Genomic DNA, 24421 nt, shown 5'->3' on the forward strand with positions numbered 1-24421 from the left:
TTCTGCGCTTTTTCGCTGTTTCCGGTACTTTCCCATTCTTTCGTTCTGTTACTTCTATTGATCGGTAATAGAGATGTTTTTTTTAGCTTTGGGACGTGAAGCAATTTCTGATCATACAAACCGCTTTTTTGGGTGATGTCATTCTGGCAACTCCGCTAATCAGGGAACTTAAAATACAATATCCTGATGCAGAGATTGATCTTCTTGTTCGTAAAGGAAATGAACAATTAGTAATGTCCAATCCACATATACGGGAAGTACTTATTTGGAATAAAAAGGCCGGAAAATATAGACAGCTTTTCTCTCTTTTAAAAAGAGTCCGTAAACAAAAGTATGATGAAGTTATTGGCATACAACGTTACTTTAATTCCGGATTACTGACTGCCCTCAGCGGTGCTTCATCCCGGGTCGGATTTTCGGAAAACCCGCTTTCCTTTTTGTTTACACGTCGTGTTCCTCATCAATTTGGAGACGGGACACATGAAGTCACGAGAAATTTTGAACTGGTAGCACACCATTCACTTTCCCCTACTTCCCTGCGTCCTGAACTATTTCCTTCTCCCGAAAACTATTTAAAAATTCAGCCGTTGGTGCAGGATTCTTTTTACTGTTTTGCTCCTGCTTCAGTATGGTTTACCAAACAACTTCCTCTGAAAAAGTGGCTGGATCTCGCTCATCATATAGGCAGTGAACATCCTATATACATTTTAGGAGGTCCCGGGGATTTCGAAACCTGCGAAGAGGTATTGACACAGCTTCCCGGTTTTAACTGTACCAATCTGGCAGGAAAACTAAACTTACTTGAATCAGCTGCACTTATGAGCAAAGCAACAAGGAACTACGTCAATGATTCAGGTCCACTTCACTTATCAAGTGCAATGAATGCTCCGGTAACTGCTTTTTTTTGTAGCACAGTACCCGAATTTGGTTTCGGTCCGCTTTCCGACGATTCTCAACTTTTGGAAACAACAGAAAATCTGGAATGCAGACCCTGTGGAATACACGGACACAAAGCCTGTCCTAAAGGACATTTTAAGTGTGCAACAACCCTTCCTGTAGAGCAAGCCAGGTACTAAATCATCAAGTTTTCGACAGATTTTCTGGTTTTGTCAGTATGTATATTTTTTTCGTATATTGACGAAGTGAACAAACCAAAAAAGATCATAGCTACTATCTTCGCTGCGACCGTACTACTGTTATTGGTTATCTATATTCCTTTCGGCACAAAAGAAGACGGAAAAATAAAACTGGACTTCAAAACGGAGGAACAAAAGAAGAAAGATAATAGCTTAAACAAAATCATTGAAAAAGGAAAACTGGTTGTTCTGACAGAAAACAGTACCGTCTCTTATTTTGTGTATAGGGGGCAAAAAATGGGATTTGAATACGAGGTTCTGAAACAGTTTGCCAAAGATCTGGGTGTTAAATTAGAGTTTCGTGCTGTCAAAAATCTCGATCATGTCATTGCCGATCTGAATTCAGGAAAAGGAGATCTTATTGCCTGCAACTATACAATTACCCGTGATCGTCGTGATCAGATAAACTTTAGTATCCCGCATCTTCGTTCCAGCCAGGTTCTCGTTCAACGAAAACCAGAGGACTGGAAAAAGATGAGCAGTAAAGAAATCAAGGCGCATCTGATAACTGACCCCGTCCGTTTGGCTAAAAAGAAAGTTCACGTCTGGGGAGAATCCAGTTATTACAAGAGAATGGTTGCCCTGATGGATGAAATCGGCGATACGATTTATATCCAGCCGGAAGATGGAAATATTGAAACAGAAGAATTGATTCGCCGAGTATCCGAAGGAACAATTGATTATACCGTTGTAGATAAAAACGTGGCTCTGATCAACAAACGTTTTTTTGATAACATTGATATCTCTCTGGAACTAAGCATTCGGCAGCAGATTGCTTTTGGTGTTCGAAAGTCTGACGAACAGTTGCTCGACTACCTCAATGACTGGTTGAAGAATTTTATGCAACAGCGTTTATACAGTTTTCTGAAGCATAAGTATTTCGATATCGGCACCCATACCCGAAAGGCTATGGATCAGTACTCCAGTCTGGGAGGAGGTAAAATCTCTCCGTACGATGAAATACTGAAAAAAGAAGCAAAAAAAGCTAATTACGACTGGCGATTAGTTGCATCATTGATTTTTCAGGAGTCAAAATTTAACCCTCACATCGAATCCTGGCAAGGCTCTTACGGCCTGATGCAGTTTATGCCTGAAACAGGAGAACGATTTGGTGTCTATCCCGGCTCTCCTCCTGAAGTTCAAATCCGTGGAGGAATCAAGTACCTGAAACGCATAGAAAAGAATTTTACCGAAGTAAAAGATTCTATTCAGCGTATGAAATTCACAATCGCTTCTTATAACGCAGGCCCCGGGCACGTTCTGGACGCCCAGACGATCGCTAAAGCGAATGGTGCAAATCCGCATATCTGGGATGATGTTGTAGAAGAGTACTTCCTTCGTCTTACAGAACCGGAAATGTTAGCTGTAAAAGGTGTAAAGTCTGGCTATTACCGGGGTAACATGACCTACCGATATGTACGTGAAGTATTCAGAAGATATAATGAATACAAAAACCTTTTCCCCGGATAACCCGGAACCACTTCTCTTTCTTCATGATTCCGTATCTTTGCCACTGTGCAAAAAAAGAACAAACACCTCATCGTTTTAGCCGGCGCTACTGCATCCGGAAAAACAGCGCTAGCGGTAGAGTTGGCTCTTCAACTTAACTGTTCTGTTCTTTCCGCAGACTCCCGGCAATTTTATAAAGAGTTATCCATCGGTACAGCAAAACCTTCTGTTGAAGAAATGAAAGGTGTCAGGCATTACTTCATCGATAATCTGAGTATTCGTGAAGAATATACAGCCGGACAATTTGAGACAGATGCTCTTCGTGTACTGGAAGATGAGTTTAAAGAAAAAGATATTGCTCTTCTAACCGGAGGGTCTGGGTTATACATTGATGCTTTGTGTAAAGGGATCGATGATCTTCCCCGTTCGACAGAAATTCGCCAGCACCTTATCCGTGCATTTGAAAAAGAAGGTATTCATCCCTTGCAGGAAGAGTTAAAAGCCTGTGACCCTGAATCAGCAGCAATACTAGACCTACAAAATCCGCACCGTGTCATGCGGGCATTGGAAGTCTTTCGTTCCAGTGGAAAAAAGATGTCGGAGTTACAATCAAAACAAGATAAAGAACGACCATTCTCCGTTCATTATTTCGCCATTCATCATCCACGGGAACAATTATACGACCGGATCAATCAACGCGTTACCGAAATGATTCAAAACGGACTCGTTGATGAAGTGAAAAGCGTAGAAAACTTTCGCAATCACCAGGCTTTAAACACGGTGGGGTATAAAGAAATCTTTGATTATCTGGATGGTCAATTATCGCTGGCTGAAGCAGCTGATGTCATACGTCAGAATACCCGAAGATATGCGAAACGACAATTAACCTGGTTTCGACGCGAAGCTTCCACAAAATGGATTGATTACGCAGCCCCCAAAGACAATGCTACAGAAATTATTCGCCTGCTTTCCCCCCTGTTGGATCACTGATATTTTCATTCGAAAACTTGAGAGTGCTCTCAATATTCATTAACTTTGTAAAAAACATGTAAGATGGCGTTAATCTTGATTACCATATTGCTTTTGGCTCTTGCTTTTGCAGGAATTGCTATAAAAATCTGGGCAAAAAAAGACGGTCAGTTTGCCGGAACCTGTGCCAGTAATAATCCATTGTTGCAGGAAGAAGGGGCTACCTGTAGTCTTTGTGGTGCACGTCCGGAAGAGCAGTGTAAAGGTGATGATCTGAAGCTTGAAAAATAGTTTCAGGGAGTACCCGTCAATATTTCTATTTGGTGAAGGAATCTTTTTTCCTGCAATTCGGCAGGAAATGATTGGTAAGCTATGGTGTAGAATTCTGCTTCCCGGCAATTTTGTTCATTGATACTGCAATTCAGTACTAATACATAGATAAATTCCTGCCAGATTCGTCGATCTGTAACCTGCATGGTGAGTACGTTTCTATACTGTATAATTGCGTTATCATAATGTCTTTCTGCCACCCATTTCCGGGCATCCTCGGTGAAAAAAGTTAATTTTTCTTCCCATTGTTTTTGCTTCCGAATACGTTCTTCATTAACATGCTCCGCTTTAACAGTTTCTTTTTTAAAGATCGGAAGAACAACTATTAAAAAAAAGACGATGGAAGCGAGCGTTACACCAACTAATACACGCCGTTGAAAAACCCGGGTTCTCTTCGATTTCGTCCGAATACCGTCTATTACTTCAGGAGAGGCATCCGGTGTTCTAATTTCACTTTTTCTTACCGTTGCCTCTCCAAGATTAATTTTACGTCCCTTTCCCGAAAGCGTGAGATTGTGATTATCACGCAGTACATTACGAACCGACTGTACAATCCCTCCAAATAGCATCCGGATAATTTTTCTTATTTAGTTAGATGCTCTAAATATACATTTTTGTTTCATAAAAGAGGGATAAAACAAAACGCCTAAATCAACTGATTTTATCCAGGGTAAATAGCTTATCCATCATTTTTTTATTCATCCGTCGTGGAGTGGCATACTTAAGAATCGAATTCCGGATTCCTTCAGCCAACGGATGATTCAGGTGAGCTATTTTTCCGAATTTCCAACTTCTATTCACCACCGAAGTAGCCTTTGCCCGACGAACTTCAGGATATTTCACAAATGCCTCCATTACGTTATATTTTGCAACAAGTCCCCCCAAAACGTAAGCGTCTTCAATTGCCTGACAGGCTCCTTGTCCCAGATTTGGCGTCATGGCGTGTGCAGCATCACCTACCAGACACGTATTCTCCTTCTGCCAAATCCGGATGGGTTTCACGTCATAGAGTTTTGCCTTGATTACCTTCTCTTGCGGAGTTGCCCATACCAATTGTTCTGCAATCGGATGAAATCCTTTTGTAAACACATGATGATCGGCGTCCAGATCTCCCAAATTATCATTGATTAATAAATACCAGTACACTTTTTTCTCCGAGATACGTACAAACCCAAACCGCTTTCCTCCAGACCAGGCTTCGATCAATCGATGTTGGTATTCAGAAGGAAGATCAAACTCAACAACTCCTCTCCAACATAATTGCCCGGAATTCCGATACTCATTTTCATCATATAGCTTCTGGCGCACCACCGAACGAATTCCATCAGCTCCAATAATGAAATTCGCTGTTTCTTCTGTTCCTTCTTCAAAAGATAATTGATAACCGTTTTCCTTTTTCTGTATATCCGTTAAACGACGGTTAATTTCGATATGTTCTTCTCCTACCGCTTCTACTAAAATGGTGTGCAAGTCCGCTCTGTGTATGGCATGATTTTGCAAACCGTATTTTTCGACAAATACATCTAAACGAATAGAAGATAAAGGAGAAAAATTTCCTTTGGTGATATCCATTGCGTCTATGCGATTTCCTTTTGCATAAATCTTTTCATGAATTCCCAGTTTACGAAATACCTGCAGTGCATTATTAGCCATAATAATACCGGCTCCTACAGCTTTTATTTCAGGGGCTGCTTCGTACAACTTAAAATTCACTCCTGCTTTCTTCAAAGCAAGTGCTGTTGTTAATCCTCCTACTCCTCCTCCTATAATTGCTATCTTCATGACATACTATATTGTTTTGTTATGTCACAAAATTACTTCCTCCCCTACCTGCAATTCGTTCACTTAAGTTAATTAATCCCTCCAATTTTCACACTATTCTTTTCCGGATCCGGCTTAACGATTGTGGGGTAATTCCCAGATAGGTTGAAATATATTTTTGAGGAATTTTCTGTATTACTTCTCCTGATTTTCGCAATAGGTTATTGTAACGTTCTTCCGGTGTATTAAACAACAAATCATCCAATCTTTCTTTTGCTTCAAGAAAGGCTACATCTGACATTTTTTTACTGAATTTCAGCCAGAACACATCCCTATCACATAAAGTATCAATACTTTTTTTATCAAAAAGTAAAGCTTCCGTATCCAGAATAGCCTCAAGAATTAATTCAGATTTCGAACCGGAGATATAGCTTTTATAATCACCAAAAAAACTTCCGTTCACCTGTAACAGGTAACTAATTTCCTGTCCTTTATCATTCACAGCATAAGTGCGTATAGCTCCATCTACAATCACCCCTAATTTATCACACACATTTCTCGGAAAGGCAATTTTATCTCCTTTTTTATATACGACAGTCTCACCGACTTCCAGTAATTCATCGAGACGTTGAACAGTCATCTCTAACAATTCAGAAAATAGTTGCTTATCTATTCCGGACATATTTTGCGCATTTTCAATCTTCCGGTAAAAATACGGATAAGAAGGCAAATCTTTTCTTCTGGATTACTGCATTCTTCGGTAATATAAACCATATTTCGTATTCGGATGTCTAACTACCTATAGGTATTGGTAGATATTTATTCTTCAATACCACTTATAATCGCATTGTTTTAAAATGTATACCCAATTCCCAACCACCAAAAAAGATCAAGGTCTGATATGGAACATTGGGGTCCGGATTAATCACTAACCAATCATAAAGTGATACAAATCCAATTTTCATAAATTTACTGACGCTATATTTTTTCAGTTTGACTCGTCAATCCTAGAACTATACGCCCCAATAAGGGTCATTGTTACTGCTTCTCTTTCGCCTTATTCCCCGCACATATCAGAGACTTATTCTAATCATCTTCACTAGAATCACCACTATGCAGTGACGCCCCCCATCCTGCAATTCCTCCATAATGCCACATTGCTCCATGTGTATTCATATCGATTAACTCCATTTTTCCCACCTCTTGTTTGTGGTGCCAGGTGTATTTATCCGTTCGATCAATACCATGGGCCTCATCTGCATGTGCAAAATGCTGTGCACGCGTACCATTCGCAATTACATTCGTTGATAATGCCAGAGTATTACCATATTGTTTTTTTAAATCATGACTAGCTACCTTAACAGTAATATTAGGTGTACTAATTCCTTGATATATGGTACCATTCGCAATATTACTATCCGCAATATTAGTTCCGTTAAACGTGTCAATTACATTACCATCATCTTTATACTGATATTTGAAAAGACCTCGACCACCTTCTTTTTGATCTATCACTTTCGTTGATGTTTTTCCATCTCCTTTATCTCCAAAATCATAAACTGCCTTGTCTTTTTTTCTTTGGATTATCCCGGTATTTTGTTGTTCAACATGCTGTTTATTCGGTTGATTGTTTGACATGTTATGAGAAGCTATCATTTGTTTCACCTGAGAGCTACTATTTGCCATCTCCTGCAATTTCCGTTGAGCAACTGCTTCAGGTCTATTATCAACAAGTTGAAAAATAGACTTACTATCGTTCTGCTTTTGAGGTCCAGCAGCAGAAAACGACGGGTTCTCTTTCTTGTTAGTTTTGTCAGCGTAGGTATTCATATACTATTTCTTTTCAGGTTTTAGGTAATTACCTGTAACGGTTTCGTATAGCGATCAGTTACGGATTAAAGATACTAATTTTCTGTTTATCAATGACGTTAGCAATTCCGAGTAGATTCGGACGCTGTCGAATCCGCCATAATTGCAATTATATAGTGTTACCGTACGTACTTTTATTCAATTAATATTTGTTTCCATTTATCCGATTCTGCAAACTCTTTTATAATTTGATTTCGCTTAGTTAGAAAATCAGTTAAATATTTTTTTAGAAATATTTGATCCACTAACTTACCTAGAATTCCGAATGGAGATTTATAGTAAAAATAATCAGTCATTAGCGTTCCGACATTCAATTCAGAAAAATGATGTTCATGTTTAAATTCACTGAACACGCCTTTTACCATTTCGTCTACAAAGTAATTCGGTCGGGAAAACTCAGTTATTTCAGAAGTCAGGTTTTGATAAATTCCAATGTGTCTTGCTCTCCACGTAACTCTTTCATTTAGTCCGATTAATCCGCTTATCTTTCCAGCGATTGCAGTTTCATTAGTATGTTCAGTTGATATTTTGTGCAAATCAATACTTCGAGAAAGATCAAAAACGATCTTTCTATCTGCTTTTATTTCGGTTTGTAATTCAATTCTCGGCATTCAGTTTGTATAAATTAGGGGTAACTTCATTTTTTTTGAGAAATAATTATGCGTCATTTTTTATAGCATATTATTTGTGTTTATTTTTTAATCATTATTTCATTCAATTCACTATCATAAATCATAACCAAGTGTCGGTCCCAATTTAGGAATTCATCACAAGTAAATTTAAGCACATTATCTCTCCATCCTGTAAATTCAATCATATCCATTTCGATTGGACTTTTGATATGTTCCTTACTTTCAAAGCTAGATGATATTCTTTCAACATTATAATAATCTGCAATAATGAAACTACCGTCAGGAGCAGTTGTCAAATTATAATATTGTGGTTGGTCTTCTAAATTTAAATACATTATTTATTGCTTCTTGCACTTGACTGATTATTATTTTCTTTTATTCAACCATTCCTTCAACTCCTCATTTATATTTTGAGCAACTTTTGGGCAACTATACAATCCTAAATCGACCTTTTCTTCATCCTTAAAAGACTTTAAAAATATTCTTGCATAACCACCTATCTCAGCTTTTCCTGTTGGAATATAAGACGATAAAGGGTTCAAAAAACAGCCACATTCTTCTTTGGAATCTAACAGTTCGAAAAGGTCTTCTAAATGTTCTTCTTTTACCCAACCCTCAGGAAATTCATTTGTCATTGACATCCCAAGGCACGACTTACTAGGGTCATTATCAATTGATTGAGAAACAAACTTTATAAAAGATAAAGGGGTATAATTTTCAGGTTTTGGAAAAGAATAAGTTGGTATCCAAAATGAATTAATTAATAATGAATCACCAGTTGAAAATGCCCAATCTCCTTGCTCTTTAATCAAGTCACCATTAACACGGAACTTTCTAATTACATCATTTTTAAGTTTTACAAAAATCCAGAATTCAGGTCTCATTTTATAAAACCCTAATGATTTAGTATTGTTCCATTCTTTAGCAAAAAGTTCAATTTGCTCTTTATTCAAACGGATTGAATCTGTTCCGTAAAGTTCTTTTTTGATAAAAATTTCATCTACTAATTCAAGTTCAATTTTTGGTTTCTCTTGAATAGATTTTCTAGAATCAACGCAGCTTGAAAAAACTAAAATTGTGAATATTGTAGTTATGATTTTCATTTTTTCAGCTTGTTGCAAATGTCCCTGCTATATGTAGTAACGGTTTTGAAACCTAATTTTCGGTTTATAATTGGCTTTAAATTTACAAAATCACTTTCGATTTAACACTTTAACTACTATTGATTTATTCATTGTTATCTGTCATTTTTTATTCGTTTTAAAGTTTGTTCCGTATTGTTCAGTGCCCCCCGAAACGACCAAGTCATATGAACCTTTAATCCATTTGCCCATTCATGATTTTTCTGATATATTGGATTGTAGTAATCTATTGCTAACTACAAGTCCTTGTTGTCTATTTATAAAATCACCTCCATCTTTATCATTTATAAATTCTTCTTCCTCTATTGGCTACAACATGCGAAGCTACCGTTCTTTGTTAATTAAGGTGATCAATCATTTTTTTATAAAAATTAATGATTGGTAATATTGATTCTTCTTTGTTCTCAAAGCCCAAGTAAAACTGCATTTTCACATTGAATCCAGTTTGATCTGTTTCACCAATTATGGAAGGTTCAAATGACGTTTCCTGTACGATTTTTTCGAGGTCAGTTTCCTTTAGAAAAAGCTTGATTTTTTCAGCCAATAATCCATCAGAGCATTTAATTTTCCAGGGATTCTTACCTTTTGTAAATAATCTGCCTAAATTACTTCTTGTTTCAATTTTAAAGTCAGGAATTCTTTTTCCTGATTTGATTGTACACAAAAATTCCCCGAGATTTAAATTCCCAAATTCGTACTTAACGTCTATGCTACTTCCATTGTAGTCAATGTCTAATCGATGAAGGGTCACAGGCAGTCGAGCTCCCATACCTCCATTATATTTTTTTGTTTCATGTTGGTAATTACCATTCAATTCTTGGGAAATTTCCTGAAATCTCGATTCAATCATAATTTTTCAAATTATTGCTAACGGTTCGAAAATAGGCACAGATACCCAACAAATATAGTACTTTTGGCGCTTTTACTTATTTGATGTTATGGGCATTTTTTCCTTTTATGGACAACATTTCCCTTATTGTCATAAATAGTGATATAATCATCATTGTAAGTCAGACTTATCACACCATGTTTGTTATGTAAGCTATTCGATTTTTGCCTTATTGCAGCCCCAGTTTCGTGATTGTCGATAAATTCATAATCCCAAATTTCATTCGGTATTTCATCAACCTCTTTCTTGAAATTCAACAGTTTGTTTTCCTCTTATTCTTCCTTGTTCGAATTTCTTTTTCAAATGATCTATTAAGTCTAATTTTAATTGATCACTCTCAATTGATTTAAAGGAAATATAGTAATATTCACTCCATGAAATTTTGAAAAGAAGTCCAGTTTCAGAAATCAAGCATTGTCTCATGCTATCAAATTGATGAGTTTTTGATATTTCATCGAAAGAAATTTTCAACTTATCATCAGAAATCTCAAATTCTAATTCTTTATCAAACAACTTCTCCTTTTCTTTTTTCTTTACCCACCTTTTTTCACGGGTTGGGTACTTGATTATCTCAAATAGTCCAATCACCATAAATGGTGTTCCAACTAAACGATTATCAACAAATAGTAACGAAATTATGAAGCCAACTATAAAAAATCCGATAGCCACATAAAGCTCATTCCTTCCTAAAAATCCGAAGTTAGATGAAGACTTTGCATGTTCTTCTAATAAATCTCTGTTTTGCTTTTGTATAATCTTAAATTTCATAGTTCTCTAATGACATACAACGGTTCTGCTGTAGGAAAAGTGGCGATTTTTTTCGAGGGTAATCGTGTGCCATTTTTTTTACAGCATGTTAGCTACATTTTTTTAATCAAATTTATTGTATTTGCTTCAAGATATTGAGCGTTTAACTGAATTGTATCATTTTTAATAATAAATTCAAATTGATTTAATAGTGCTCCTTCTTCAGTTGAAAATTCAATTAAATCAACTTCATCATCATCAATAATGTACCATATACCATTTGTTTCATGAGTTAATAGAGAATCCGCTTGAAAGGTATTGTCTTCAAATAATTCTAATTGAAGTTTTTTTGTTTCAGCGTTTTCATATTGTCCAACGAATATTAATTTTTTTTGATCGTGTACTGATTTTGATCTTAAATAGAAAAATGTTACTGTCCCAATCAGAATTATACCCAGCGCGAGGCTAAAATTTCGAACAGATTTATCAAATCCACTAATACTCATTCCATACAATCCATATCCTATGGCTATTAGTCCTATGAGTAACATTCCTCCTCCAATAATATATAACACTAAATAGAATAATCCTTCGAACATTTTGTAAGTTTTTGTCTGTTGTAGCTAACGTTTTGGTTATGCGCAGTGTCCCAAAGGGAATTGTATATAAGTTTTGTTGTACTTTCGTTTCTTATTCTTTAAACATTTCATTGTAAACTTTTACATGGTGAGGAAATTCTTCTTCATAAAATGGGTAGGCAATTCCTTCAATTGAAATTTCAAATCCTTCACTGTCCATCCCGCTAATCTGATTTCCAATCCCTTTGATTTCAAAACCTTCTTCATTCCTAATTACTAGAGAGTCGATTGTTCTAGTTGAGATTAACTTGTCTTTTGGATAATCATCTTCTAGTTCGATGTTATTGTCCTTACAATAGGATTTGATAAGATCATATTTCGATTCTTTTTCGACAAAATTTATTTCTCCGAAAACAACACCCATTGGTGCATCTGCTTTTTCAAGTCTTGTCGTTCCAATTTTATTTGAGCCTAGATAAATCGAATATTCTTTTTCCATTTTTAATCCCTTATTTGACTTAAAAATTCAATTCCACCAATTCGACCATCTTTTAAGATGTCAAGAACTATTGTCCCTTCGGTTTCGTGTTCCAAAACAATGCTTTCATCAAACTGCCATTCCGAACCAGGTTGATTTGGTCCTTCTCCTGACACGAAATATATGTATGGTTGTCTTATCCACTTTTTCCTTTCTGATTTTTCTAATTCTGCAATTAGGTCAAGTCTATCAGGCTCCTGTTCCTTAATCAACTCTATAATTTGTTCGATATGAAATTCTGTTTTTTGCATTTATTTAATGATACACAACGGCTTAGGGCTTGGTGTTCGGGCAGAAAATTTCGAGCGAGCGACAAAGCTCAAATTTACGAAAAAGTGTCGGGCGTTCCCGTTCGACCCGTCTGATGCAAAACCCGTGTTACTAGCTGTTTTTTTTATTTCGTTAATTGTCTTGTTTCTTCGTAGCTGTCAAATTTAATTTCATTTTTTATTCTATCGGACAAAACATTGTTGTCAAGTAAAATTTCTACAATCCCATTTCTGTGAATGGCACAATTCATTTTGTTGTACAGAATTTCGAGTGGTTGTTTACATTCTTTTGTCTTGTTTGTTTTAAAAATATTGGTGTATATTCCTGCTAATTGCTCAATTTTGTGTTCGTTGTTGGTCTTGTCTGCTATTTCGCTTAAAAGTTTAAAGTCGCCCCTTTTGTAATTAGAAACCAAAATTTCTAAATAATCAATCGGATTTTTAGCGGTTTGTATTTTTTCCAAAGCAAAGTTTCTAATTTCTTTACTTTTCAAATGTTTCAATGCGTAAATAGCATATTCAACTATTCTGTTTTTACTTGTCCGTTTTTGTTTTGCAAAGTCTAAAATTATCTGACTGTCGTAAGGAAATTTGTAAAAGTCAAAAATATCCAAAAGTCGTTCAATGTTAGATTTGTCGGTTTCTTTAATTAGTCGTTTTGCAGTTTGATTGACTTCCTCGTTAGTCAAGTCCCTCTTTCTGAAATACGAAAAATGAGGTTTGCTATTTAAAACTTCGTCAATTATATCTTTGTATTTTGTCGGTTTTGATTTGTGTTTTTCTTGACTTGCTTTTGTTCGTTTTATGTTGTCAAGGTAAATGCGAATAAACTTATTGGTTTCGGCTTTATTTTTAAGCTCTTCGGAAACTTTTATGTTCTTGTTTTCTTCTTGAAAACGCTTAATTATCCAATCGCCTTGCCAGTCGTTAGGATTTTGTTCGATGTATTTTCCAAATTTTTCGGCAACATAAAAAAGTCCGTTTAGTCCATCAAGTTCTAAAATTTCGTAAGCACCAACCCAATCAGAACCTTCAATCGGGTTGTTTAAAAATCTGTCGCAAATGGCTTGCTTTACTTCTGCATCATTTTGTCGAGCGTAAAGTTTTGCGAGTGCAAACAAATGTGTCAAATTCCAAGTATCATCTTGTTCGGTTGCCAAACCTTGCAAAACTGCTTTACGGATTTTGTCTTTCTGTTTCGAGATAGAAATAATGTCAAAGATGTATTGTGCTCGGTCGTTTTCACTTTGTCCGTCATAAGCGTAAATGTTCCTCGCACCTTTTATGATTTGATTTGAAAAGTCAATTTCAGGATTGTTTTTCACTATTAAATACGCTTCGCCTGTCCCACGTTTTAGTGAGTTCAAAAACTGTCGTTTTATGTCTGCTATTGCGGTCATTTAAAATTGCTGGTAACAGTTCTGCGTAGGCGTTTATGCCGACACTCAAATATAGGGAATTTTGGCTTAACGCTTAGGGTGTGTTATGCGTATTAATCTTTAGTGTTTTTGAATTTCTTGTTGCAAGTATTTTGCAAAATTAAATAGCTAACAAATCGCTTAAATTGAATTTATCATATTCACCCCGATGAGATCGTTTCGCTTCAATTAATTCATTCTTAAGCTGCACTTCAAGCAGTATTTCCGCATTTATTTTAAATAGCTTTTCAAGCATTAGTGCGTGTTCAATGCTAAATTTTCTCTCACCGTTAAAATACTTGTTAATATTTCTAGGTGAGATATCGATATACTCAGCGAATGCTCCTTTCTTGATTTTAATTTGTTTGAGAAGTGAATTTAAAAACTGACCTAAAAGAATAATATCTTCTGGGTTCTCATTATCGGCATAGTTCTTTAACGAAAATCGAAATCCAGTTAAAATATCATTTATCTTTTCTTCCGAAGATCTTTTTTCATATAATCGACGTCTATATTCTCTAATTGAATCATGTTCCTTTTTTGTCAATTCTTTTGAAATGTTACCACCAATAACATCATCAAATTCTATTTTTTTATCTTTTTTCATTTTACAATCTTTTAATTAAGCTAAATCATCCTCATCACCTAAATATTCTTCAATTAAAAGTCGACTTTGGTTTTGGTGTATTTCCATATATCCCCAAGCTAATAGGATATTAGTTACTTGACCATATACTTTAGTCTATCCATTTGCTATTTTTTGAGCTTCTTCAAACTCCAATAGAACAACGTCCCGATTTTCAGGTTTAAAAGTGTAAGTCGGATAATATTGTTCTGCTTTACTGTCCAATTTGTCGTGTCATTTTATAATTACTGCCAACTAACTATATACACTCACCGAATGTAGCATAAAATTATAAATCGTCAAAAATGCTTTTTATATTTTGTAAACTCCTGGTACTGAAATGTGTGTAAATTTCTATTGTTCTGCTTCTTTTGTACCCTAAAAACTCTTGTATGTAGCTCAAATCAGTTCCGCTTTCCAATAAATGGGTTGCAGAACACATGTATACGACCAGACATCTTAGGAAACAACCTCACTCTTCTCCTACTTCAGGTTTTTGCCCAATCGGGTTATTTTATTCAGCCATTTTTGTCTGAATTCATCCGTCGAGCCCTTGATTACTGAAATGTAGGTAACCTTGACCGGATTTATCCCACAAAACTGTAATGTACCTTTCTTAAATTGATTAATCGTGGGTTGTCCCATAAACAAACGGTCATACCAACGGGGGGTATCCGATGTGATAACGATACGTGAGGTTTTACCTTTTAACAGCTTTTTGGGGAAGGGTTTACCTGGAACAGGCTGATAGGTTAAACCGGGGAGAAAAGTCCGGTCGATAAACCCTTTCATAATAGCCGGATAACCGTACCACCACATCGGAAAAAACCAGACAATGTGGTCTGCTTCCTGAATCTTATCCAGTGCATCCTGTAAATCCGGCTCCAGTTCACATCGCTGACGGTACCCGTATCGTAAATTCGGATCAAAATCCAACTCTCCTATATTGATCCGGGTGATCGTTGCACCTGTTGCTATTGCTCCCTTGTAATACGCTTCTGCTAAGGCGTAATTGAAACTTTCTTGATCCGGGTGACCAGTAATGATTAGAATTTTCATGTTTTGTTTTTTTGTACAAAAGAACTATTTCCGGTACAGCCGAAAAAGGACATTTGTCTAATTCGATCCCGAAGTACTTCTTATTCTGCTCAAATGTCGTTGAGTTATCCCCAGGTAAGAAGCCAGATAATTCAGAGGGATCAGTTGTAAATACTCCGGATGCTGCTCTACCAAACTCCGGTAGCGCACCTCTGCACTTTCCCGTTGCAGAATAAACACACGCTGTTCCATCTTTACATACTCACGCTCCGCAATCATCTTCAGCAAGCGCAGCCAGTTTACGCTTTTCGCTTCCAACTCTGTTACAACCTCTCTGGAAACCGAAAACAATTCTACATCTGTTAACGCCTGTATATTTTCAACAGTTCCCTGCTGGGTGATAAAAGATGAATAGGCTGTAATAAAAGCACCTTCAAACGAAAAGCAGTAGGTTACTTCTTCCAGAGAAGAAGAGTAATAAAAGGAACGCAAAACACCTGAAAGGACAAAAACAACTTCCCGGCATACCTTCCCCTCTCTAAAAAGGTATTCTCCTTTTTTGAGTCGCTTTTGCACCACTTTTCCACTAAACTCTTCAACCTCTTCCTCCGTTAACACCTCATAGGTTCTGAGATATTTCCGCAAACGTTCCGAATCTTCCATTTCCTACAGTAGTTTTTTTGCTTCTCCGATTACTTTCGCAGGAACTCCTGCAACTGTGTATCCGGGTTCAACACTTTTGGTTACAACACTTCCCGCAGCTATGTTTACATTGTCCCCGATAGTAATATTGCCCAACACGGTTGCCCCTGCACCGATGATCACATTTTTTCCAATCTTTGGGTGACGATCTCCCCCCTCGTGTCCGGTTCCTCCCAGTGTTACGTTATGAAAAATAAAAGCCCTGTCCCCGACCTTTGCTGTCTCGCCAATGACAAGTCCGATACCATGATCAACAACGATACCTTTTCCTAATCTGGCGTTGGGATGAATATCCACTCCATACACCTCAAAAATACGATTCTGGAAATACTTGGCTGTTAGTTTTTTTCCTTCCAGAAAAAAACTTCTCGCAATACGATAGGCAGTTACAGACTGAAATCCTCTTGAAAAAAGCAATACTTCCAAATACGTCTCACAAGCAAAATCACGGTCATAATAGGTTTTCAGATCGGTTACAAGCTCTTCCTGAATGGTGTCATTTTCATTTAGTACCTTATAAAACAATGCCTGTAAATCTTCCTGACTCCGAAAGTTATCACACAACTTATTACTCAGGATAGTTGCCAGTGTATCTAAAAACCCTTGTTCTTCAATAACATTTTTCTCAATAACCGACCGGATCTCCGGCTCCTTCTTCCAGTTCTCTTTTATTTCCTGTCGTATTTTACTCCACAAACTCTCCATCATTTCTACTCCTATTTATACACAAACGAAGTTAGGCGTATTTTGAATTGACAGTGGTTAACTCCGGGTTATTTTATTACCACCGGCTTTCAAAAAAATCTCTGCCATCTCTCAACACCAGCTCGTTCTTTACCTCTTTCAGTTTCAATACAACCTGCATTCCCGTAAACAACGTATACGTCAATTGCACAAAACCATATTCACCGGAAAAATGAGCAACTAGGGACGAACTTCCTATTTCCGAATGTGCCTTTGCCAGTATACGTACACATTCTACCTCACCGAAATTTGTCAGAATACGTTCCTTCCCTTCTCTTTTATAGTGATAATTCAACAACAATTTATCGGTCCAAACACCCCAAACAGAGTCCGACCAGTAACTCGAAATCAACATGCTATCCTTCCATTCCTCCTGATTCTCCTCTCCCAGTTGTATATAGGGAAACGGACACGTCTCCAACGCACGAAAAAAGCCTTTTCGAGGAGGATGCAACCATATATTTGTTTCATTTTCGACAAGCCCGGTGAAAACTGCTATCTTCGGATCAGGTTCATAACTGTATATGATTTGCGTTTGATTCCGGTTAGTTCGCTGAAAAAGTTTCGGTCGGATTACGGTCAGATGTATTTCCTTCAGCAAGGCTTCTGCCCTATTCTCTGTCAGTTTAAATGTGTCCTGTTCCTTGTTTTTCAGGTAATATTCCTGATCTCCCGAAAGAATCTGAAATTCGTACACAAAGACCTTTCCCGGTGTATAAATAACATTATTTCGATCTACTTTTCCTTTTTCCAGAATTACGCCATCATATTGCTGCCCGAAACTAAAATTCATACATAGAACAAACCAACAACTGATTATAAAATAACAGATCTTATTCATTCTTTTCTACTGTCTTTATCGCATTTTTCAACGCGTGTTTGGTTTCAAAATAAGTAGCTTTGATTGCCGACAATTGTTTTGGGTTATCTGCTAAAGTCTTCTCCAAAGTTTCTACTAAAAATTGATAATTCGTAAACCGAACAGGGGTCATTAGAATTGTTTTCAACCATTCCCACATCCGCTCCTCTCCTATTTCCTTTTCTATCGCTGAAAAAATCAGGGGTGCGTAATAGTATACATACAATTCCCGATCATTATAATCTGAGGCAGAACGAACTTTCCCGAAAGGAACCGGGTTAAACCCTTTCAGATCTTCAATTTTCGTCCGGATCAGCTTTGTGTATACTTCTTTACCTATTAGTTCTTTTGTTAATTGCAGCGCTAGGTATTCCGCAAACCCTTCGCTCATCATGTCTCCCAAATCAGCATTGAAAACTTTGTAATTGCCAAAATAATAATGTCCGAGTTCATGAGCAATAAAGGGTCTGTACCAATTCTGCAGCCGGGGATCAAAAAGACTCTCCAGACCATTCTCTCCCCATCCTATACTCACAATCGTCGGATAAGACACATACAACCATCCGTCTTTTCGGGAAGTAGGTGTTGTCTGTACAAAAGTTACCGGTTGATCAAACGGAAGAGAAAGTTTTTGTGTGTAAAATGCTTTATAAGTATTGATCAATTCACTAAACTCCCGGATCTGTTCATCTGTAATTCCGGGATTAAGGATATAGGTCTCTCCTATTTCAGAAAAGTCATAATCCCCGCAAAATAAAGTCAATTCCTGAGGAATATCGCTTTTCAATGTCGCATGTGTTGCTTTTACAGGTGCATTACCATTCACATATAATGTAGAACAATCCTCACAAACAATTTCAAGGTCATACCTAACATGCTCATAGATTTTGTCATTCTCAATATCATACAAAACAGGATACCAGGCAGTTTGCATACCATCCGTTCGTACAGAATTATGATTGAACGCTATATTTCCTTTCCAGTCTTTACGACTGTAATCTTCTATCGTATCCGCTACCACCGGAAACTTCCCCACATACTTTACACGGACTGCTTCCGGAAGAAACTTAGACTTTCTGTCATTTGTAGGAAAGAAATAAGCATTTGATTCACCCGTCGAAAGCGTATCATACAATGATTTATCATAGTAGATCATAAATTCATCCGGCTTCACACTTTTAAAATGCAGTATGTTCATTCCCGAATTAAGACGTAGAAAATAATTTTCCAATTGCGGAATATTCTGTAAAGTCAAATCACAATCAAATGTACCTTCTGCAATGGATATTTTCACTTTCCCTGTGAGTAAGGGTACTTTTTCCTGTGCAACGAACGGAGTGATACTCCAGAATAACAATTGCGAGAACGCGAAAACTACGTACTTTTTCATTTCATCGTCAAGATTAGACTACAATAATAACGGAAATTCTATTTTTTATCTTTTGAAAGAGCTGGTTTCTCCGGATTTTTTCTCTTTCAAAAGAGGGACACAGACCTCAAAAACTCTTATTTCTAACTACTTATCATTTTTCAAAGATGATTTTTCACTTTTCACACTTGTTTTATCAGTATTATTTATAAATTTGCGCCCAGTTCAACGGAACAGTGTTCTTTTTTCGGTAAAAGAATAACTCTTTTGAAATATTTGGTGGAGTGGGTGAGTGGCTGAAACCACCAGTTTGCTAAACTGACGTACGGGTAACCGTACCGCGGGTTCGAATCCCGCCTCCACCGCATTTTTTTATAAAAAATGTTTGCGGTTTTAAAAAGAATCAGTATTTTTGCACCCGCTTTCATTAAAAATGATCTGACAACGGTTAGAAACAAATTGAAATATTGAAATATATCAGGGGTTATCTCCTCGGGGTGTAGCGTAGCCCGGTTATCGCGCCTGCTTTGGGAGCAGGAGGTCGCAGGTTCGAATCCTGCCACCCCGACAGAGGGGATGATGCAAGTCATCCCCTTTGTTATTTCTGACAGTATCTGAATCTGTATTGTCTGACAAGTTACTTTTCGATACGTTTCGGGAAAACTTAGTAATTTGCGATTACATTACTCATGGTTCAGGCTTTCCCGAAACGTATCGGGAGTTATATAATTATTGATCGGTCCCATAGCTCAGCTGGATAGAGCAACTGCCTTCTAAGCAGTAGGTCTCAGGTTCGAATCCTGATGGGATCACTAAGGACGGTTTTAAACCGTCCTTTTTTGTTTACATAAATACTGATAATCAACCATTTAAACAATAAGGAACAATTAAAAACAAAATAAAACACATAAATTTGTGATACTATTTTGATACCCTTTTGACAATTCGGATTTAGAAAAGAATTATGTTAACCTTTTTCCTGAATGTACAACTTCGAAATCATTTGAAATTCAAATTGTTATTTTGGAATTACAAGAGAAAACTCAAAACAAATAAAAAAATTTGAAGAAACAACACTAATATTACAAGACACTTAAAAGGGTGTCAATCTACACATTTCTCATGGTTCAAAACCGTTATAATTAGGTGAACAAAAGCTAAAATTCAAAAATTACTTTCGATTCTTAAAATATTCGTACAACTGCTCTATATCATTGGAACATAAAACAGGAACGACATCGGCTAATTCGTTCTCATCCCAATCCCACCAACTCATCTCTAATAATTTTTCAATTGTAGTGTCGTTAAATCGTTTCTTAATCAATTTAGCAGGGTTTCCCCCTACAATTGAATAAGGCTCTACATCTTTTGTTACTAAAGCCCTACTTCCTATAACCGCCCCGTCACCAATTTTAATTCCAGGCATAATCATCGCTTCACTCCCTATCCAAACATCATTTCCCACAATGGTATCACCAGCTTTCTGAAAGCCATCTTTACTTGCCTGAAAAGCATCAATTTCGGACATATAGAAAAATGGAAAGCTCGATATCCAGTCATATCGATGTCCCTGATTTCCTGCCATAATAAAACTCACTCCGCTACCTATTGAACAATAAGATCCAATAATTAACTTGTCCACATCTTCTCTATCCGGAAACAAATACCTTGCACAATCATCAAAAGAATGTCCATGGTAATAGCCCGAATAATATGAAAACTTGCCTGCAATTATATTGGGATTCGTGATATGATCTTTAATAATTTTCCCTTTAAAAGGACTTTCAAAAAAATTATCCATTTTTTAATTATTTCATTGAAAAATAGGAGCACTACAACCTACTTATACAACTATCCTTTACAAAAGTAACTAAAAACACATGTAAACTCTCATTGGTAAAATGGTAGAATAAACACGTAAAAGCCCTTTTGATCATTCGTAATGATCTGTTATATTTGTCATATATGCTTCCCCACAAAGGGAAAGGATAACACAAGGCGTGAAATAAGCTTCTTTTGGTAAAATGAGTTGCGTTTTTTACCAATGATCACCTTTGACAAAATAAACTGGATTAAAAATAGAACGATGAGTAGTAATTTTCAAAAAATAGAAACGGAACGATTTACGCTAAGACAATTTACGGAGGATGATTTAGAGAATGTTTTCAAAGGGCTTTCTCATCCTGACATCATAAAATATTATGGGATAAGCTTCAATAGTTTAGAAGCGACAAAAGAACAAATCACCTGGTTTAGTGACCTGGAAAAAAATGAAACAGGAATATGGTGGGCAGTCTGCTCCAAAGACGGAAACGTATTTTACGGTGCAGGTGGACTCAATGACCTGGATAAAGACAATAAAAAGGCTGAGATTGGTTTTTGGCTACTTCCTGAATTTTGGGGAAAAGGAATTATGAAGGAAGTAATGCCCCTAATCTGTGAATATGGATTTAAAGAGTTAGGACTTCATCGAATTGAAGGATTTGTAGAGTCGGAAAACAAAAATTGTCAAAAAGGACTGGCAAAACTTGCTTTTAATTTGGAAGGAACGATGAAAGACTGCGAAATAAAAAATGGAGTATTTATAAGTCTTGACATTTACGCAATGATTAATCCTGAAGGATAAAAGCAGCACAGCTCTTTTCATATTTTCAGAAGTTTAATCCACAACAATCAGGTTGTTATTCTTATCGTAATGATTATGAAATTTCGACCTTTGAGGTTACGAAGGGTGGTTTACGACCATCCTTTTTTGTTCTCTATCTTATTTATCAAAAGAATTAAAATGAAAATCAAAACACATGAAATTAATGATTCAAAAATTGCTGAACTATTGTCAGAAGAAAACCTTATAAATACTACTGAAGAAGGAATAGATATACTAGGAAGCCTTTATTATCAAGGGTTTGATAAAGTTATTATCCATCAAAAAAATATTACTCCAGACTTTTTCGAACTCAAAAATCGAATGGCAGGTGAAATCCTTCAAAAGTTTTCGACGTACCGTGTTCAATTAGCTATTGTAGGAGAGTTTTCAGCCTTCTCTGGTCAAAGCCTGAAAGATTTCATATACGAAAGCAATAACGGGAAACAAGTTAATTTTGTTTCTTCAGTGACTGAAGCATTGGAGAAACTATCAGGGAACTGAATGTGATGAAAAGTAACGTAAACAACATTCTTGTGATTACTTTTAAACGCTGCTCCTGTAACATTTAAGACACCTTATTTGTTCTACTACTATGATGAAGATCGTTTTTATGTTACTCTTATTTACAGCTATTTTTGATTGTACTGGTCAAAATAACACAAATAACTTCACCTCTACCCATTCAGATAGTTTGCACTTTCAGCAAATAAAAGAGCAACTAGCCGGATGTTGGAAAACTAAAAACTATCAGTTCAGGTATCAGGATGATTATGGGTATGAATTTAAAAGTCGCATTCATTCTTCAGCTCCGTTTTTCAAAGTTATCATGAAAGAAAAAGAGGTCTACCTCCAATGGCTTGAAGTAACAGGGGGAGAAAGTCTCCAAAAGATACTCACTATTACTACAAATAAATTAATCGTTGAAAATGAAAATAAGCTGAAAGTAGTTTATCGAAAAAACAAAAATTGTTCTTCTCAACTAAAAGGAATAAAGTAATTAGTAACCAAAAAACCCGATACATCATACGGAAAGTGCCCCCCTTTATCATCATAACCAGGATCTGTTTATTTTTGATTATCCGTTGTACTTCTTGCGATTTATTCTCGATTTCGCATAAAAAACGAATATCCCTCCATTCATTACAAACTGTTTTTCAATCATTTAATCCTTCATGAAAATAAATTGGTAAAAAATAGAAGAATAGCACCATCCAAAAGCCCTGGAACTTTCGTATATAAGACAAAATTAGATTTCATGAGGTCGAATGATGTTAATTCAGAACAAAGGAAAAAAAACAGGTATAAACACCTAATTAATAACCCATTAAATTACCCATATCCCTTTAAGCATTTCAAAAAGGGAGGATAGCGCGATAAAAAAATGCTAAGTTTGCGACCTTCCTATCTTTCATATATCTATAACCGACGTAGTACACCGTATTTTTTACGGTAATACGATTAGTTGCTTTATAAAACAGATCATACCTCATAGAAAAGGTACGTGTTTCACATCTTATAAAGCTCCATGATTTTTATTTGAAATAATCAAATACAGATAATTACGTCAGAATATGAAAAATCGATTAGAAGCTGTTTATTCCTATAACCTTTTTGATACCCCCCCGGAAAAAGAGTTAGACGAGATCACAGAACTCGCCTCAATAATCTGTAACACGCCCATTTCACTCATTACCTTACTGGATGATAAACGACAATGGTTCAAATCAAATAAAGGTCTTGAGGTAAATGAAACAAAAGTTGAAGATTCCTTTTGCCAACACGCCTTGCACAAACCCAACGAAGTACTGGTTGTAAATGATGCATTCAAAGATCAACGATTCATCAACAATAAACTGGTTGTAGGGGATCCTTATATCCGCTTTTATGCCGGAGCACCTTTGGTAACCAAAGAAAACCATGTTCTGGGAACCTTATGCATTATCGACAGAAAGCCAAGGGAGTTTACCAAAGCGCAGGAAAGGGCTCTTCAGATTCTGGCCGAAAAAGCGATGATTATTATTGAGAATCACAAAACGTTTACGACACTGAACACCTCAGTAAAACTCAATATCGACCGGTTGACAAAAATCACAGAGAATATACCTCTCGGAATATTTGAATTAGTCGTTTCAGATTCAGGTAATATGAAGTTTTCATTTATAAGTGCGGGCATGAAAAAATTACATCCTGATATAAATCTGGATGAATGGATTAAAAATCTGAACACCATTTTTTCATTGACACACCCCGAAGACATTCGACCTTTGCAAGCCGCTATAACGCGCTCAATAGAAATGGAAACCCGGCTCTATCATGAATACCGGGTGAAGCAGAACTCAGGTTATGACTGGTATGCAATAGAAGGACAACCTCACAAAGAAAAAAACGGAGAAACAATCATATACGGTGCATTTACAAATATTACCCATCATATTGAATATGAAAATGCTCTTGAACAAATAGCTTTCGACATTTCCCACGTTATGCGAAGACCTGTAACAACAATCCTGGGAATTACCAATCTACTTGAAACGGAACAGGACTTGTCTTCCGAAAAACTAAAAGAATATTTTGGTTATATAAAAACCGTAACACAGGAATTGGAACAATTTACAAGTAAATTAAACGATATTTATTCCGAAAAACAATCCAAAATAGCCAGTCACAACAACAGAGAGAAGACATAATTTAACGCTGTTTTTTTGATTCG

The 24421-nt window shown here is 36.4% G+C and carries 29 protein-coding genes and 3 tRNA genes; 11 read left to right on the forward strand and 21 right to left on the reverse strand.

The annotated features are described in order from the left end of the window. Positions 1–95 precede the first annotated feature (95 nt). The 4 genes from ABDZ97_RS11140 (at position 96) to ABDZ97_RS11155 (ending at position 3845) form a co-directional block, all read left to right on the forward strand. Positions 96–1076 carry a glycosyltransferase family 9 protein gene (locus ABDZ97_RS11140; RefSeq protein WP_343787602.1) on the forward strand — a complete coding sequence of 327 codons (981 nt, stop codon included), beginning with the start codon at positions 96–98 and terminating at the stop codon, positions 1074–1076. Between the two features lie 66 nt (positions 1077–1142). Further along, on the forward strand, positions 1143–2606 hold the full coding sequence (locus ABDZ97_RS11145) for an MltF family protein (RefSeq protein ID WP_343787604.1): 1464 nt from the start codon (positions 1143–1145) through the stop codon (positions 2604–2606). A gap of 45 nt (positions 2607–2651) precedes the next feature. Further along, positions 2652–3575, forward strand: a complete 924-nt coding sequence (miaA, locus tag ABDZ97_RS11150; RefSeq protein ID WP_343787606.1) for a tRNA (adenosine(37)-N6)-dimethylallyltransferase MiaA — start codon at positions 2652–2654, stop codon at positions 3573–3575. A 63-nt stretch (positions 3576–3638) separates the two neighbouring features. Further along, positions 3639–3845, forward strand: coding sequence for a membrane or secreted protein (locus tag ABDZ97_RS11155; RefSeq protein WP_343787608.1), 207 nt, complete (start codon positions 3639–3641; stop codon positions 3843–3845). A 2-nt stretch (positions 3846–3847) separates the two neighbouring features. Here the strand turns inward: ABDZ97_RS11155 and ABDZ97_RS11160 are convergent, their stop codons facing one another. From ABDZ97_RS11160 to ABDZ97_RS11255, 20 genes are all read right to left on the reverse strand, one after another. Next, on the reverse strand, positions 3848–4453 hold the full coding sequence (locus ABDZ97_RS11160) for a hypothetical protein (RefSeq protein ID WP_343787610.1): 606 nt from the start codon (positions 4451–4453) through the stop codon (positions 3848–3850). 82 nt (positions 4454–4535) lie between these two features. Continuing rightward, the gene (locus ABDZ97_RS11165) at positions 4536–5666 is read right to left on the reverse strand and encodes an FAD-dependent monooxygenase (RefSeq protein ID WP_343787612.1); all 1131 of its coding nucleotides are present in this window, start codon (positions 5664–5666) and stop codon (positions 4536–4538) included. Between the two features lie 88 nt (positions 5667–5754). Beyond that, positions 5755–6327 (reverse strand): Crp/Fnr family transcriptional regulator, encoded by a 573-nt coding sequence (locus ABDZ97_RS11170; protein WP_343787614.1) that lies wholly within the window; start codon positions 6325–6327, stop codon positions 5755–5757. A 404-nt stretch (positions 6328–6731) separates the two neighbouring features. Further along, complete coding sequence (locus tag ABDZ97_RS11175) at positions 6732–7475, reverse strand: HNH endonuclease (protein WP_343787616.1); 744 nt, start codon at positions 7473–7475, stop codon at positions 6732–6734. Between the two features lie 173 nt (positions 7476–7648). Beyond that, positions 7649–8125, reverse strand: a complete 477-nt coding sequence (locus tag ABDZ97_RS11180; RefSeq protein WP_343787618.1) for an SRPBCC family protein — start codon at positions 8123–8125, stop codon at positions 7649–7651. An 80-nt stretch (positions 8126–8205) separates the two neighbouring features. Next, positions 8206–8481, reverse strand: a complete 276-nt coding sequence (locus tag ABDZ97_RS11185) for a hypothetical protein (protein ID WP_343787620.1) — start codon at positions 8479–8481, stop codon at positions 8206–8208. Positions 8482–8511: 30 nt separating this feature from the next. Continuing rightward, on the reverse strand, positions 8512–9249 hold the full coding sequence (locus tag ABDZ97_RS11190; protein WP_343787622.1) for a hypothetical protein: 738 nt from the start codon (positions 9247–9249) through the stop codon (positions 8512–8514). 376 nt (positions 9250–9625) lie between these two features. Beyond that, a complete protein-coding gene (locus ABDZ97_RS11195) occupies positions 9626–10138 on the reverse strand; it encodes a hypothetical protein (RefSeq protein ID WP_343787624.1) in 513 nt (170 codons plus the stop codon). Positions 10139–10411: 273 nt separating this feature from the next. After that, positions 10412–10945, reverse strand: coding sequence for a hypothetical protein (locus tag ABDZ97_RS11200; protein WP_343787626.1), 534 nt, complete (start codon positions 10943–10945; stop codon positions 10412–10414). 92 nt (positions 10946–11037) lie between these two features. Then, entirely contained in the window at positions 11038–11523 is a 486-nt protein-coding gene (locus tag ABDZ97_RS11205) for a hypothetical protein (RefSeq protein ID WP_343787628.1), read from the reverse strand. Positions 11524–11614: 91 nt separating this feature from the next. Beyond that, positions 11615–12001 carry a hypothetical protein gene (locus ABDZ97_RS11210; RefSeq protein ID WP_343787630.1) on the reverse strand — a complete coding sequence of 129 codons (387 nt, stop codon included), beginning with the start codon at positions 11999–12001 and terminating at the stop codon, positions 11615–11617. A 2-nt stretch (positions 12002–12003) separates the two neighbouring features. Then, positions 12004–12291: a hypothetical protein gene (locus tag ABDZ97_RS11215; RefSeq protein WP_343787632.1), complete on the reverse strand. Its 288-nt coding sequence runs from the start codon at positions 12289–12291 to the stop codon at positions 12004–12006. 143 nt (positions 12292–12434) lie between these two features. Continuing rightward, positions 12435–13709, reverse strand: coding sequence for a hypothetical protein (locus tag ABDZ97_RS11220; RefSeq protein ID WP_343787634.1), 1275 nt, complete (start codon positions 13707–13709; stop codon positions 12435–12437). Positions 13710–13848: 139 nt separating this feature from the next. Next, positions 13849–14334 carry a helix-turn-helix transcriptional regulator gene (locus ABDZ97_RS11225; RefSeq protein ID WP_343784445.1) on the reverse strand — a complete coding sequence of 162 codons (486 nt, stop codon included), beginning with the start codon at positions 14332–14334 and terminating at the stop codon, positions 13849–13851. Between the two features lie 307 nt (positions 14335–14641). Next, complete coding sequence (locus ABDZ97_RS11230; protein WP_343787636.1) at positions 14642–14794, reverse strand: tyrosine-type recombinase/integrase; 153 nt, start codon at positions 14792–14794, stop codon at positions 14642–14644. 41 nt (positions 14795–14835) lie between these two features. Beyond that, positions 14836–15411, reverse strand: a complete 576-nt coding sequence (locus tag ABDZ97_RS11235) for an NAD(P)H-dependent oxidoreductase (protein ID WP_343787638.1) — start codon at positions 15409–15411, stop codon at positions 14836–14838. A gap of 57 nt (positions 15412–15468) precedes the next feature. After that, entirely contained in the window at positions 15469–16053 is a 585-nt protein-coding gene (locus tag ABDZ97_RS11240) for a Crp/Fnr family transcriptional regulator (RefSeq protein ID WP_343787640.1), read from the reverse strand. 3 nt (positions 16054–16056) lie between these two features. Further along, positions 16057–16800: a serine O-acetyltransferase EpsC gene (gene epsC / locus ABDZ97_RS11245; RefSeq protein ID WP_343787642.1), complete on the reverse strand. Its 744-nt coding sequence runs from the start codon at positions 16798–16800 to the stop codon at positions 16057–16059. A 73-nt stretch (positions 16801–16873) separates the two neighbouring features. Continuing rightward, positions 16874–17629: a hypothetical protein gene (locus tag ABDZ97_RS11250; protein WP_343787644.1), complete on the reverse strand. Its 756-nt coding sequence runs from the start codon at positions 17627–17629 to the stop codon at positions 16874–16876. Positions 17630–17669: 40 nt separating this feature from the next. Beyond that, positions 17670–19085: a gluzincin family metallopeptidase gene (locus tag ABDZ97_RS11255; RefSeq protein ID WP_343787646.1), complete on the reverse strand. Its 1416-nt coding sequence runs from the start codon at positions 19083–19085 to the stop codon at positions 17670–17672. A gap of 257 nt (positions 19086–19342) precedes the next feature. Here ABDZ97_RS11255 and ABDZ97_RS11260 point away from each other — a divergent pair. From ABDZ97_RS11260 to ABDZ97_RS11270, 3 genes are all read left to right on the forward strand, one after another. Beyond that, positions 19343–19429 (forward strand) — tRNA-Ser (locus tag ABDZ97_RS11260). Between the two features lie 128 nt (positions 19430–19557). Then, positions 19558–19632: transfer RNA gene (locus tag ABDZ97_RS11265), tRNA-Pro, on the forward strand. Between the two features lie 170 nt (positions 19633–19802). Beyond that, positions 19803–19876 (forward strand) — tRNA-Arg (locus tag ABDZ97_RS11270). Positions 19877–20235: 359 nt separating this feature from the next. On the opposite strand, the gene catB is transcribed toward ABDZ97_RS11270, so the two are convergent. Further along, positions 20236–20865, reverse strand: coding sequence for a type B chloramphenicol O-acetyltransferase (catB, locus tag ABDZ97_RS11275; protein WP_343787648.1), 630 nt, complete (start codon positions 20863–20865; stop codon positions 20236–20238). Positions 20866–21150: 285 nt separating this feature from the next. On the opposite strand from catB, the gene ABDZ97_RS11280 reads away from it, so the two are divergent. From ABDZ97_RS11280 to ABDZ97_RS11295, 4 genes are all read left to right on the forward strand, one after another. Continuing rightward, on the forward strand, positions 21151–21690 hold the full coding sequence (locus ABDZ97_RS11280) for a GNAT family N-acetyltransferase (RefSeq protein ID WP_343787650.1): 540 nt from the start codon (positions 21151–21153) through the stop codon (positions 21688–21690). A gap of 159 nt (positions 21691–21849) precedes the next feature. Continuing rightward, entirely contained in the window at positions 21850–22212 is a 363-nt protein-coding gene (locus ABDZ97_RS11285) for a DUF4180 domain-containing protein (protein ID WP_343787652.1), read from the forward strand. Between the two features lie 91 nt (positions 22213–22303). Next, positions 22304–22708: a hypothetical protein gene (locus ABDZ97_RS11290; RefSeq protein WP_343787654.1), complete on the forward strand. Its 405-nt coding sequence runs from the start codon at positions 22304–22306 to the stop codon at positions 22706–22708. A gap of 574 nt (positions 22709–23282) precedes the next feature. Next, positions 23283–24398 (forward strand): GAF domain-containing protein, encoded by a 1116-nt coding sequence (locus ABDZ97_RS11295; protein WP_343787656.1) that lies wholly within the window; start codon positions 23283–23285, stop codon positions 24396–24398. Positions 24399–24421: the final 23 nt, after the last annotated feature.

Origin of the sequence: Wandonia haliotis, assembly GCF_039523435.1 — a bacterium.
Taxonomy (GTDB): domain Bacteria; phylum Bacteroidota; class Bacteroidia; order Flavobacteriales_D; family Crocinitomicaceae; genus Wandonia; species Wandonia haliotis.